The following is a 12,301-nucleotide window of genomic DNA, read 5'->3' as shown; positions in this document are numbered from 1 at the left end:
CCGCATGACCACGCCAGCCAGCGCTAAGCCGCTCAGCGACACTGAGCTGGAGGCCCTGCGTGCCGACTTCCCCTACCTGGAGCACCCTGCCCGGGATGGCAGCCAGGTCGCCTACCTAGACTGGGCCGCCACTGCGCAGAAGCCTGCCAGCGTCATTGCTGCGGAGGAAGACTTCTACCGCCGACGCAATGGCGCCGCCGGACGCTCCACCTACCAGCTGGCCGATGAAGCCACCCAGGCCTTAGCGGACGCCCGCGAGGCCATCGCCACCTTTGTGGGAGCCCGCAGTGAGAACCTGGTACTCACCAAGAACGCCACCGAGGCTTTCAACCTGCTGGCGTTATCCATCGGACACGCCTCCCTGGGCCGCCCGGCCAGCCGCGGCGGCGCCACCCCACCTGCCGCTGAGCTCGCTGTCACGGACCCTGCGCACCGCCTGCGCCTAGGGGCGGGCGACGAGATTGTGGTGACCCGCGCCGAGCACCACGCCAACCTGGTGCCTTGGCAGGAACTTGCCGCTCGCACAGGCGCCCACCTGCGCTGGCTCGACCTCACCCCTGACGGTCGTCTAGACCCCGCCACCGCGGAGGTTCTCACCGCCCGCACTCGCGTGCTGGCGCTCACCCATGCCTCCAATGTCACTGGCGCCGTCACGCCCTTGGAGGCCTTCCTGCCCCGGGCGCAGGAAGCTGGCGCGGTGGTAGTACTGGACACCTGTCAGTCCAGCGCCCATATGCCTGTCGACTTCCAGGCCCTGTCTGCCGCAGGCGTAGACGCCATGGTGCTCTCCGGACACAAAATGTGCGGCCCCACCGGCATTGGTGCCCTCGTAGCCACCACCGAATTGCTGGAGGCCATGCCCCCCGTGCTCACTGGAGGCTCCATGATCGAGGTAGTCACCATGGAGTCCTCCACCTATATGAGCGGCCCCGCCCGCTTCGAGGCCGGCACCCAGGCCCTCGCACAGGCAGTCGGTTGGCATGCCGCCGTGGATTGGTTGAGGGCAGTAGGCATGGACCGGCTCCAGGCCACCGAGCACCAGCTCCTGACTCACCTGCTCGACGGCGTGGCTCAGGTCCCCGGCCTGCGTTTGCTAGGCCCTGCAGACGCTACCGACCGCCTAGGCGTCGTGGCCTTCAGCCTTGAGGGCGTGCACCCGCACGACGTCGGCCAGGTGCTCGATGCTGCCGGCGTGGCCGTGCGCACCGGCCATCACTGCGCCCAGCCAATCCACCAGCACTTCGGTGTGCACGCCTCCGCACGGGTTTCTTTCGGGCCTTGCACTACAGTCAGCGAGGTTGACCGCTTCCTGGAGGCGGTCGCCACCGTCCGCCAATACTTCGGGAGGCAAGCATGAACGAGCTTGACCAGCTCTATCAGCAGGTCATCTTGGACCATTCCCGGGAACGCCATGGTGAAGGCCTCCCACAGGCCCCCCAAGGCTCGAGCCACCAGGTGAACCCAACCTGTGGTGACGAGGTGGATCTGGCCGTACGGGTGGAGGACGGCAAACTGGTGGCGGTGGGCTGGAAAGGCGAGGGTTGCTCTATCTCTCAGGCCTCCATCTCTGTGATGCATGACCTAGTGGATGGCGCTGACCTGGAGACTATCGCCCACCTAGACGCCCTGTTCAGCCAGCTCATGCACTCGCGCGGGCGCGGTGTTGACGAGGCGGTATTGGACGAATTGGAGGACGCTGCCGCATTCGAAGGCGTCTCCAAGTACCCCAACCGCGTCAAATGCGCCCTGCTGGGCTGGATGGCCCTCAAGGATGCCCTGGCCAAAGCCGGGATCGCCCTGCCCCAAGCCGAGCAGGCCTGAGCAGGCCGCCTCTGACTAAATCAGAACCAAGCAAGGAGAAGCATGAGCGAGACCCCCCAGGAGCCCGGCCCAGACGCCGAGGTCCCCGCCAACCCCATGGCGGCACAACACCAGCCAGCCGCTGCAGTAGCCGGTGCGGTGGACGCAGCTGAGGTAGAGGAGGCACTGCGCGATGTCATTGACCCAGAGTTGGGTATAAACGTCGTTGACCTAGGCCTGCTCTACGGCGTCAATATTGAGCCCGATGGCGCGATCGTCTTAGACATGACCCTGACTACCGCCGCCTGCCCCTTGACCGACGTCATTGAGGAGCAGGCTCAGCAGGCCTTGGTGGATCTGTCTCACGATGTGCGTGTCCAGTGGGTCTGGTTGCCGCCGTGGGGCCCGGACAAGATCACCCCAGAGGGCCGTGAACAACTGCGGGCCTTAGGATTCAACGTCTGATTGCAGCGGCTCGCCAGCGCCAGACAGGCAGGGAGTCGGGCAGGCCTACCCATGCCTCTGGCAACTCCACCTGCCCAGGAAGCTCTGCCAGAGCGAATACCCCAGGCTAGACTCCGAGCAGCCTGGTTCCATCTAACAGGAACCATGATCCTAAGCAGCCAACAGTGGCACTGACCTGCGAAGACCGAGGTGCCACCAACCGATGAAGCTCAAACTATGAATACGCTTCTCCTGCCCACCTCCCTAGGCGCAGGCCTTGACGGCATCTCCCTGCTCGCCACCGTGGTCTATGCCCTGCTGGGCATGGTGCTGCTGCTTTTCGCCGTCTTTGCCTCGAAAGTTTTCCGGCTGGATCTGCGCCGCGAGCTGCTTGAAGACCAGAATCCGGCCCTCGGCACGGCAATTGGAGGCATGGCCATCGCCATCGCCATCATCATCGCGGCCACCATCTTGGGCTAAGGCTCGCTTAGCTGCTCCAAGACGCTGTCAGGTGCAATTGCGCCTGACAGCGTCCGCGTGTGCGCCACTTGCGCCGCAACGATCACGCATGGCCAGTGCTGCCCATGCTGAAACGCCACCTCGAGCGGGCGCCATTGTTAGCGTGAGCACATGCCTTCCCTGTACGGCCTCAAGCACTGGTACACGCGTCGCCTCAACTTCCTGGTGCAGGCCTCCGTCCGTCGCGGCATCTCCCCGGATGTGTGGACCGTGGTTGGGGTGGTCGCGGGTGCTTTGGGTGCTGCAGCCGTAGTCATGGGCTGGTGGCCCGCGGCCTTCATCCTGCTGGCCGCACGACTCGGAGGTGCCAATCTTGACGGCGCCGTGGCCCGGGCCCGCGGCGTGTCCCGACCTTTTGGATTTGTCTTAAACGAGGTGGGGGACCGTAGTTCAGACCTGTTCATGATGGGGGGACTGGTGGGACTGGCCCTGCGGACTGGCGCCCCGCACTCCACCGTGGTCCTTTTGCTGGTGGCCGCCTTGGCTGCCACTTTGCCGACTTTCATCTCTGTGTCTGCTGCCGGAGCCGGTGCTCCCAGACTCAACGGCGGGCCGGTGGGTAAGACTGAACGCTGCTTGCTAGCAGTGGTCGCCGCAGCGGTGCCCGCCTGGTTGGTGCCGATTGCTTGGATCATCATCCTGGGCTCCCTGCTCACTGCCGCTATGCGGTTGGTGCGCACCGGGCGCACCTTGGCTGCCTCGCCATCTGGAGACTCACAGGACGCCTTGTGCCCCAGTGCGGCTAGTGCCCCAAAGCCGACCCACTGAGCCTTCTATGAACGCCTTGATTCCCACCGGAGTTCTTGACTGGCTCTTGTCCAGCCAGCGTGACTGGACTGTGCATCTGCCCGTGGTGGATATCGTCCTGACTGGTCGCGCGGTCTTCCTCGCCCTCACCGCCATCACTGTGCTGCTGCTGGCCGGCATTGGCGTGGCCGCCTCCGGCAAAGCCGAGTTAGAACGCCGCTGGATCACCTGGGCAATCATCATCCCGGTGGTTGGGATACCCATCTGGATGGGGCGCGGCACCACAGCCTTCCTAGCGGCGGCGCTCGCCCTGCAAGCCATCCGAGAGTTCTCTAAGCTCACCCACCTGCCAAGAGCTGAGACCATTTTGTTGGCCCTGCTGGCGATTGGGTACCCCATCGCCGCCTGGCTGCGACCAGAGTTGCTCGGCTTGGCTCCGCTTATGGTCCTCGTATGTGCCCTGCCCGCGGTCCTAGCTGGAGACACGGCAGACGGTGTGCGCCGCGCCAGCCTGACCGGCTTTGCCTCGGTGTGGATTGCCTGGTCCTTGGCCCACCTGGTGGTGCTTTGGCAGGATGCCTTCCTGATCGCCTTCGCCGCCTCCGCCGCTGACGTCGCCGCCTGGTGTGGTGGCAAGGGCCTGCGCCGCTTCGCCTGGGCCCGGCGCCCGCTGTCCCCCCTGTCCCCAAACAAGACCTGGGGCGGTCTGGTTGGAGCGGTTATCGGCGGCGTGCTGGTGCTGCTGCTCCTGGGGCACCTCACCCCTGGCTACGCCGTCGCCGTGGCCGTAGGGGGCGTTTTGGGTGACTTGTTGGAGTCACTGGTCAAACGCACCAGCGGAGTTAAAGATGCAGGTGCCTGGTTGCCGGGCTTTGGGGGACTACTGGACCGCGTTGACTCTCTGCTACTTGTCCTACCGCTAGCCGCTGTGCTCGGCTGAAATCCACAGGAGAACCCATGAGCGAGGCCCCGCAGAACCAAGTACCAAACAGCCCAGCAGCTAGCCAGTCGGCCCCCAGTCTGGTGGGCACCATCGGCAGTGAACTGAGCCGGGCTGGCCGCGCCCTGCGCTCCATCGTGCAGAGCCCAGCCAAGGTCACCTGGCGGGCGGTGGCGCGGCAGTGGTTCTGGTCCGCAGTTATCTGGCCCTTTGGTGGCGTGCGGGTAGAAGGCGACTTTGCGGGGGAGGGGCCCTACGTCGTGGTTGCCAATCACGGCTCTCACGCCGACACCATCGCCATGATGAGCGCTTCTCCCACCATCTTGCGGGTGGTTACGGTAGCCGCGCAGGACTACTGGTTTACCCGCAGTTCCCGCCGCCTGATAGCGCGGGGATTGCTCGGCGCCTACCCGGTGCGCCGCGACGGCGAAGGCGCTTACGAAGAGCTGCGCGGCGAGCTAGCCAACCGCGTGGCCGAGTCAATGAGCGTGTTGATCTTCCCAGAGGGCACGCGCACCACTGACGGTCAGCTGGGGCGATTCCACACCGGAGCAGCCCGCCTGGCCAGAGACTTCGGCATCCCGGTGCTGCCCGTGGCCTTAGTAGGCAGCCGCGAGCTCTTGCCAAAGAAAGGCGGCCTGCCCCGCTTTTCACCGGTGGAGTTGCGCGTGGGCGAGCCGATCACTGCCTCCGACGACGTGGAGGCCGTCACCCAAGCGGCCCAAGCCCAGGTGGAGGCACTGCTGTCCAGGACGCGCCGCCCCTTCCCAGTTTCAGATGTGCATACAGTGCTGGCTGGCGCCATGAGCGGTTGGAAGGGTGACGCCATCATGTTCACCTGGGGGATGGCTGAGGCCCTGTCCTTCCCCATCATGGCGGAGATGAGTCAGGTGTGGTTGGGGGTTACCCAGCCGCAGAGACTGTGGCGGCGTGGCGCCGCCGTCGTAGCAGGTTCCGTAACTGGCGTGGCCATAGGGCACTTGGCGGCCGGACGTGGTCTGCGATTGCCCGCGCCCTGGACCACGGCTGCCATGCGCACCGCTGTAGCGCAGCATCTCGACGCTGGAGCACGTGGCTATTGGCAACAGGCGCTTACAGGCATCCCCGTGAAGCTCTTTGCTGCCGAGTCTGGGCGGCGTGGCTTGCCCCTGGGACCAGTGCTGGCCCATGCGGCAGGGGAGCGAGCTGCACGCATGTACGGCTCCACAGCTTTCATTCGGGTGGCAGAGAAGCCACTGGGGAACCTGGCGCGTCAGCACTACGGCGCCTACCTGGCAGGCACCGGGCTGGTGTTTGCGGTGCTGCTGCGCAAAGTGATCCGCCACTGGGAACGCTGAAGCGCCCGGAGGCTAGGAGCACGAAAGCACAACAGAGAACCGGTCTGCTTGATGGGCTTTGCCGCCAAGCAGGCCGGTTCTAGCTGAGTTCAGAGGTTCTGGGAGTCCACTGAGAAGGTGTCGCACTGGGCTAGGTCACCCTTCTCCATGCCAGTGGTGAACCAGCGAACACGCTGCTTTGAGGAGCCGTGGGTCCAGGAGTCGGCGTCGATTCGGCCACTGGAGCGCTGCTGGATATGGTCATCACCGACGGCGGCTGCCGCGTCCAGTGCAGTCTGGATCTCCTGCTGAGTGGGCTTGACCAGGAAAGGCTGGCCAGTTTCCGCGTCCGGGGTAGAAGAGGCGTAGTGCACCCACACCCCGGCGTAGCAGTCGGCCTGTAGCTCAGTGCGCACGGAGTCGGAGTCGGCCCCGGTGCCGGAGCGGTTGGTGCGTTTCATGACCCCAAGCTGGTTCTGGATGTGGTGGCCAAACTCGTGGGCCACGATGTACTCCTCGGCCAGGGGGGAGTCCTTGGCACCCAGTTGGCCTTCCATCTGGGAGAAGAAGCTCATGTCCAGGTAGACGGTGGAATCACCGGGGCAGTAGAAGGGACCTACCGCCGAGGAGGCATTGCCGCAGGCCGTGTTGACATAGGAGCCGTCCCACAGGGTGAAGGCGGGCTTCTGATAGGCAGTGCCGGCCTGGCCGGGCAGTTGCTCGCTCCATACGGCGTCAAGTGACTCGGCGGTGGCCACCATGCGGCACTGGGTGTACTTATTGGCTGCCGCGCCGGTGGTGCACATCGAGGTGTCTACGCCGGAGGTGGTCTGCTGCCCACCTTGCTGGGGGGCTCCGGATACCAGGCCAGTCAGGTCAACTCCGGTCACTTGGGAGAGGACTAAGGCGGCTATCACCATAAGCACTGAGCCGCCACCGATGGCCGCGCCGCGTCCACCGGTTGAGCGCGTGCGCACCCGGTCAGGGTCAAGCTGGACGTTGTTGTTAAAGGACATGGGAACCTCTGAGAGGAGTCGTGGTGCCTGGAGGCGGTTGTGGCACTGTGCCGCTGGCAGTTCGTGTCTTGGCAACTACCTCAAGTCCTAATCGTAGTCGTTTAGGCGGTAAGCAACCGATACCCGCGCCAGGTAACGTGTAGCACGTGATCTACGACTTGGTGTACAAGACCGTCTTTACGCGCATTGACCCGGAGGTGATCCACTACCTTGCCATGGGCGTGATCGAGCTTGGCGCCAAGGTTCCTTTGGTCCGGGACGTGGTACGCCAGGCCTGCGGGCGCCGTCCCGCCTTCCCCGTGCCCTCTGCCAACCAAGGTGGTCCTTTTGCCCGCCCGGTCCCCGGCATTTTGGGGCTGGCCGCCGGCATGGACAAGGAGGGGCGGGCCGTTGAGGGCATGGATATGCTCGGCTTCGGCTTCGTGGAGGTGGGTACTTTCACGGCCCAAGCCCAGCCTGGAAATGACAAGCCTCGCATGTGGCGCTATCCGCGCACCCGGGCGATCCGCAACCGCATGGGCTTCAACAACTCCGGGGCCGACGCCGCGGCTGAGCGCCTGCGCGCCCTGCGCTCCACCAAACGAGGCCGCTCAATCGTGGTGGGCGCCAATATTGGCAAGACCAAGGTGACGCCGCTCGCAGAGGCGGTGGCTGACTACGTGTACTCCGCCTCCAAGGTGGCCCGCTGGGTGGATTACCTGGTGGTCAACGTCTCTAGCCCCAACACTCCGGGCCTGCGGAGCCTGCAAAGCGTGGAAGCCCTGCGCCCCATTCTGCAGGCCGTGCGCGTGGCTGCGGACCAGGCCGCCCAGCGGCAGGTGCCGCTGCTAGTAAAAATCGCCCCAGACCTAGCAGATGAAGACATCGACGCCGTCGCCGCCCTAGTCCTAGAGCTGGAATTGGCTGGCGTTGTAGCTACAAACACCACGATTAACCACGACCTAGGGGAGGGCGGCCTATCCGGAGCGCCTCTGCTGCCACGCTCACTAGAAGTGGTGCGTCGCCTGCGCAGCCAGCTGGGTGAAGGTCCCACCATTATCGGCGTCGGCGGAATCTCCTCCATCCTGGATGCTGAGCTAATGCTCGACGCCGGAGCCGACCTACTGCAGTCATACACCGCCTTTATTTACAACGGCCCAGCCTGGCCTGGACGCATTAACCGCGCCCTAGCCCGGATGCGCCGCCGCTGAGGAGGCAGCTTTTGTCTTCAGCAAGGCCGCGTCTTGGGCGAGCGGGAGTGCTCCGGGTCCCGCTCCACCACTTCACCCAGGGCAAGGTCGATAGCCTCCATTACCTGAGCATCCAGCTGCGTGCCGCAGGCCTTGGCATTTTCTTCTAGCTGCTCGGGGCGAGAGGCGCCCAGGATCGCCGTCGAGACAAAGTCATGTTGCAACACCCAGGCCACTGCTAGCTGCGCCATGCTCAAACCCGCCTCCTGGGCTATTGGCGCTAGGCGTTGCACTGCAGACAACACGGCATCATCCATCCACCGCGCGATCATCTGCTTGCCGCCCTTGTCATCCGTAGCCCTTGAACCCGCTGGTGGCTGCGCCCCCGGCAGGTACTTGCCGGTCAGTACCCCCTCCGCCAGCGGCGACCAAACCACCTGGCCTAGACCCAGTTCCACAGATGTGGGCACCACTTTGGCTTCGATAACCCGCCACAGTGCGGAGTATTGGGGCTGATTGGACACCAGCCGGTAGCCCAATTGCACAGCTAGTTCCTGACCCGCCCGAATCTGCTCTGCTGTCCACTCCGAAACCCCGATGTACAGGGCCTTTCCAGAACGCACCACGTCCGCGAAGGCCTGCATGGTTTCCTCTAACGGCGTTTCGTAGTCAAAACGGTGCGCTTGGTACACGTCCACGTAGTCGGTGCGCAGGCGCCGCAGAGAGGCGTTGATGGATTCCATGATGTGCTTGCGCGACAGGCCGCAATCGTTGGGGCCCATTGGCCCGGTAGGCCAGTAGACCTTGGTGAGGATTTCCAAGGATTCACGCCGCTGCCCGGCCAGGGCCTGTCCCAGCACCGTCTCTGCCGCGGTGTTGGCATATACGTCTGCCGTATCAAAAGTGGTGATGCCCAGGTCTAGGGCCTTGTGGACGCAGCTGATGGCGGTTTCTGCTTCTACCTGCGAACCATGGGTCAGCCAGTTGCCGTAGGCAAGTTCAGAGACCTTTAGACCAGATGAGCCAAGATAGCGGTGAGCGACCATGCGCCCAGCCTAAGACTCTAGCTACCGCCAGGGGAGTGGATGGGTAGGCCAATCAGGCGGGGTACTCGCCTCGGGCCACCACAGCCTTGGGGGAGCGCCAGCGGCGCAGGTTGAAGCAGCGCGTGAAGGTGTACCAGAACACGGAGCCTTGCTTGCGCACCTGCTCCCGCCCGAATTTCGCATAAAGCTTGGAGCGCAGGCGGAAGTAGCACCAGGTGGTGTCCAAGATGGCCGCGATGAAGATCAGGTACATGGACAGGAGCACCAGCACGTTCAGGGCTCCGGCCCGCTGCACGAAGGACAGAGCCAAGCTTCCCGCCAGCAGTAGGAAGGAGGCGGGCACAAAGATCTCCCCGATGGAGTAGCGGGCGTCAATGTAGTCCCGGATGTAGCGCTTGACCGGGCCTCGGTCCTTGGCGGGGTAGTGGCGCTCATCGCCGCTGTGCAGGGCGTCTTGTTGCTGGCGCCAGGCAGCGTCGCGTTGCTCCCGGGCTGCCTTCCTCGCGGCCTTGCGGTCAGCTGGGACCACGGGACGTAGGCCTGCAGCCTCGGCGTCGCGCCGCTTGGGGGTGGGGCGGCCCTTGCCTCCAGACCTGGGGCTAGCGTTCTGGTCAGGGGAGGTCGTCTCTTCAGTGCCTTTGGCGGCGTCACGCTTAAACCAACTCACCGGGCGAGTGTAAGGCCAGGGGCGCGCTACCCTGAAAAGCATGATCACCGCTACTTCCGTGCGCACCGCCGTCCATGACCGCTTCCCCAATATCGTCGCTGACCTGACAGAGCTGGTAGCTATACCGTCTGTCTCCGCTGCCAGCCATGACCAGGCGCAGGTGGCCCGCTCTGCTGAGCATGTTGCCAATCTGTTGCGCGCCTCCGGCTTAGAGGCCGAGGTCCTCAGTGTTGAGGGCCCCGACGGCGTACCTGGACGGCCAGCTGTGCTGGCACACCGGGAGGGGGTACCCGGAGCGCCCCGGGTGCTCCTTTACGCCCACCACGACGTCCAGCCCGTAGGAGACCCCGATAAATGGCAGCAGCCGGATGCTTTTGCTGCGGTGCAGCGCGGCGAGCGCCTGTATGGGCGCGGTACCTCCGACGACGGCGCTGGCGTTATCACCCACGTGCATGCCCTGCGCCTCCTGGATGAGTTGGGCGACGGGGAGCTGCCCTGCAGCGTTACCGTCTTCATCGAGGGCGAGGAGGAGGTCGGTTCCCCCTCCTTTGAGAACTTCCTGCACACCCACCGGGAGCGCCTAGCCTCCGACGTCATCATCGTGGCCGATTCCTCCAACTGGAAGGTAGGTGTGCCTGCTCTGACTACCTCCCTGCGCGGGGTGGTCCAGGTGGATGTGCGCCTGGACATTCTGGATCACGCCTTGCACTCCGGCCAGTACGGTGGCCCGGTGCTGGACGCCGTCACCTCCATGTGCCGGCTGGTCGCCACTCTTCACGACGACGCAGGCGACGTCACCGTCCCCGGCCTGGTCTCTCGCTCTCAGGCTGCCCCAGACTTTCCCGAGTACCCCGAGGCTGACTTCCGCGCTGACGCCGGAGTCCTGGACGGCGTGCAACTGGTGGGCACCGGTGACTTGACCGCGCGCCTGTGGACCAAACCCACCGTCACCGTCATTGGCATGGATGTAACCCCCCTGAGCTTGGCAGGAAACGTCCTGGCGCCTAGCTGCACGGCTCGCATTTCCATGCGCATTGCCCCCGGGCAAGACCCGCAGGCTGCGCTGCAGGCCCTTAGCCAGCACCTCGAGGCCAACGCACCCTTTGGGGCCAGGATCACCGTTAAGGCTGGTGAAGCGGGACCCGCATTTGACGGTTCTGCTGCGAGCCCTGCTGGCCAGGCCGCGCATTGGGCTCTGGCTGAGGCTTTCGGCACCGAGTGCGTGGAGATCGGACAGGGAGGTTCTATCCCCTTCATCTCAACCCTGCAGGAAGTCTTCCCCCAAGCGGAGGTGCTGGTTACCGGCATGGAGGACCCCGACACTCGGGCTCACAGTGAAGATGAGTCCATGCACCTAGGGGATCTGGAGCGGGTGGTCGTGGCTGAGGCACTGCTCCTAGCTCGCCTGGGCAACGCCATCGCGGCCGAGTGAGGATTCTGCTGGCCCCAGGGGCGCTATGGCCGGAGCCCGGCGGCACGCCCCTGGCTGGCTCTCCTCAAGGCCTGCCCGCTGCCGCTGTAGCCACCGCTCTGGCGGCGGGGTGGCGCGCAGCTCGCCCTGCCGACGAACTCACTGTTTTGCCCCTAGGCGACGGGGCGCCTGGCGCAGTTGACACTCTGCCTGGCTGGTTGATCGCTGAGCGTGTGCAGTTGGCTGCCCAGGACCCCCTGGGCAGCTCGCGGGAGGTAGAGCTAGCACAGCTGACAGCGCCCGCCCCGGCTGACCTGAGTGTGCTCACTGATCCTTCCAGTGGCGGCGAAGCCCGCACCTGGTACCTGGACGCTGCATCTCTAACCGCCCTGCCAGCGGATCGTGTGGAAGCCGGGCGCCAAGCCCGGGAGGGCTCCACCCGAGGCTTGGGCTTGCTGCTGGCCCAAGCCTTGGAGACGGTGGGCCTTGGCGGCACGCTGATTGTGGGCCTGACTCGCACGGCAGTTCACGACGGCGGCGCTGGGCTGCTAGAGGCCCTGGGCGGTTTGACGGCTGCCCGAGAGTTGCTGCGCGGCTACTCCGTGATCCTGGCGCTAGCCGACGAGTTGGCACTGGGGGGTCTCAACGGGGCTGGAGCGGCTTTGCGTGAGGCCACCAGCCTGGATGAAGTGGAGGCCCAGGTGCTGGACCAGCGGGCCTGCGCGGTTGCTGGCAGGCTCGTGCGCGCCGCCAAACAGGAAGACTCCCGGCTTCTGCCAGTGCTAGGGCAGGTTTCGGTGGCACTCTCAGCCAGCTCTTGGGGCACCGGTGCCGCGGGCGGAGCAGCCCTGGCACTGCGCCTAGCCGGGGCCTCCGCCGCGCCAGGGGCAAGGGTCTTCGCTTGGTTGACAGGCCTTATTCCCGCGTCCCGGAGCCAGGATCTTTGCATCACGGCGACCGGCAGCCTCTACACCCTGGCCGGAGCGCCTGCTTGCGCTGTAGTGGGCGAGCAGGCCCTAACACAGGCGGTTCCCGGTGTGCTGGTGGCTGGGCGCTGCCGGTCACCGCGGGCAGAACTGGCAGAGGCTGGGATTGTCAGTGTTTACGAGCTTGAGGCCCTGACTGACCAGGATGAGCGACTGCCGTGGGAGGAACTTGGCGCCGCAGAATTGGCGCGGCTCCTGAAACTTCTGGGGGAGCGGCTGGCACGCAGTTGGTCACGCTGA

Annotated in this window: 13 protein-coding genes; 10 read left to right on the top strand and 3 right to left on the bottom strand. The window is 65.0% G+C overall.

Annotated features, from left to right (window positions below):
- The first annotated feature begins 4 nt into the window (after positions 1 to 4).
- The 7 genes from DR039_RS09145 to DR039_RS09115 all read left to right on the top strand — a co-directional run bounded on the left by DR039_RS09145 (position 5) and on the right by DR039_RS09115 (position 5,787).
- Complete coding sequence (locus DR039_RS09145) at positions 5 to 1,357, top strand: aminotransferase class V-fold PLP-dependent enzyme (RefSeq protein ID WP_111837056.1); 1,353 nt, start codon at positions 5 to 7, stop codon at positions 1,355 to 1,357.
- A complete protein-coding gene (gene sufU / locus DR039_RS09140) occupies positions 1,354 to 1,821 on the top strand; it encodes a Fe-S cluster assembly sulfur transfer protein SufU (RefSeq protein ID WP_111837055.1) in 468 nt (155 codons plus the stop codon). The genes DR039_RS09145 and sufU overlap by 4 nt, the downstream gene beginning before the upstream one ends.
- Positions 1,822 to 1,863: 42 nt before the next feature.
- Positions 1,864 to 2,265 carry a metal-sulfur cluster assembly factor gene (locus tag DR039_RS09135; RefSeq protein ID WP_111837054.1) on the top strand — a complete coding sequence of 134 codons (402 nt, stop codon included), beginning with the start codon at positions 1,864 to 1,866 and terminating at the stop codon, positions 2,263 to 2,265.
- 216 nt (positions 2,266 to 2,481) lie between these two features.
- Positions 2,482 to 2,724 carry a DUF350 domain-containing protein gene (locus DR039_RS09130; RefSeq protein WP_111837053.1) on the top strand — a complete coding sequence of 81 codons (243 nt, stop codon included), beginning with the start codon at positions 2,482 to 2,484 and terminating at the stop codon, positions 2,722 to 2,724.
- Positions 2,725 to 2,874: 150 nt separating this feature from the next.
- Positions 2,875 to 3,531: a CDP-alcohol phosphatidyltransferase family protein gene (locus DR039_RS09125; protein WP_111837052.1), complete on the top strand. Its 657-nt coding sequence runs from the start codon at positions 2,875 to 2,877 to the stop codon at positions 3,529 to 3,531.
- A gap of 7 nt (positions 3,532 to 3,538) precedes the next feature.
- Entirely contained in the window at positions 3,539 to 4,450 is a 912-nt protein-coding gene (locus DR039_RS09120; RefSeq protein ID WP_111837051.1) for a phosphatidate cytidylyltransferase, read from the top strand.
- A gap of 17 nt (positions 4,451 to 4,467) precedes the next feature.
- Positions 4,468 to 5,787 carry a lysophospholipid acyltransferase family protein gene (locus tag DR039_RS09115; protein WP_111837050.1) on the top strand — a complete coding sequence of 440 codons (1,320 nt, stop codon included), beginning with the start codon at positions 4,468 to 4,470 and terminating at the stop codon, positions 5,785 to 5,787.
- A gap of 89 nt (positions 5,788 to 5,876) precedes the next feature.
- Here the strand turns inward: DR039_RS09115 and ypfJ are convergent, their stop codons facing one another.
- Entirely contained in the window at positions 5,877 to 6,782 is a 906-nt protein-coding gene (ypfJ, locus tag DR039_RS09110; protein WP_111837049.1) for a KPN_02809 family neutral zinc metallopeptidase, read from the bottom strand.
- Between the two features lie 146 nt (positions 6,783 to 6,928).
- On the opposite strand from ypfJ, the gene DR039_RS09105 reads away from it, so the two are divergent.
- A complete protein-coding gene (locus DR039_RS09105) occupies positions 6,929 to 7,972 on the top strand; it encodes a quinone-dependent dihydroorotate dehydrogenase (protein ID WP_111837048.1) in 1,044 nt (347 codons plus the stop codon).
- 17 nt (positions 7,973 to 7,989) lie between these two features.
- Here the strand turns inward: DR039_RS09105 and DR039_RS09100 are convergent, their stop codons facing one another.
- Positions 7,990 to 8,997, bottom strand: coding sequence for an aldo/keto reductase family protein (locus tag DR039_RS09100; protein WP_111837047.1), 1,008 nt, complete (start codon positions 8,995 to 8,997; stop codon positions 7,990 to 7,992).
- Between the two features lie 52 nt (positions 8,998 to 9,049).
- Positions 9,050 to 9,664 (bottom strand): DUF3043 domain-containing protein, encoded by a 615-nt coding sequence (locus tag DR039_RS09095; protein ID WP_229116909.1) that lies wholly within the window; start codon positions 9,662 to 9,664, stop codon positions 9,050 to 9,052.
- A gap of 40 nt (positions 9,665 to 9,704) precedes the next feature.
- Between DR039_RS09095 and DR039_RS09090 the strand changes: the two genes are divergently transcribed.
- Both DR039_RS09090 and DR039_RS09085 read left to right on the top strand, forming a co-directional pair.
- Complete coding sequence (locus DR039_RS09090; RefSeq protein ID WP_111837045.1) at positions 9,705 to 11,096, top strand: dipeptidase; 1,392 nt, start codon at positions 9,705 to 9,707, stop codon at positions 11,094 to 11,096.
- On the top strand, positions 11,093 to 12,301 hold the full coding sequence (locus tag DR039_RS09085; protein WP_111837044.1) for a glycerate kinase: 1,209 nt from the start codon (positions 11,093 to 11,095) through the stop codon (positions 12,299 to 12,301). Before DR039_RS09090 ends, DR039_RS09085 begins: the two co-directional genes overlap by 4 nt.

Source organism: Actinomyces bovis (assembly GCF_900444995.1).
GTDB classification, from domain to species: Bacteria; Actinomycetota; Actinomycetes; order Actinomycetales; family Actinomycetaceae; genus Actinomyces; species Actinomyces bovis.
The sequence above is the reverse complement of the archived record's forward strand: the minus strand, read 5'-3'. Positions and strand labels throughout refer to the sequence as shown.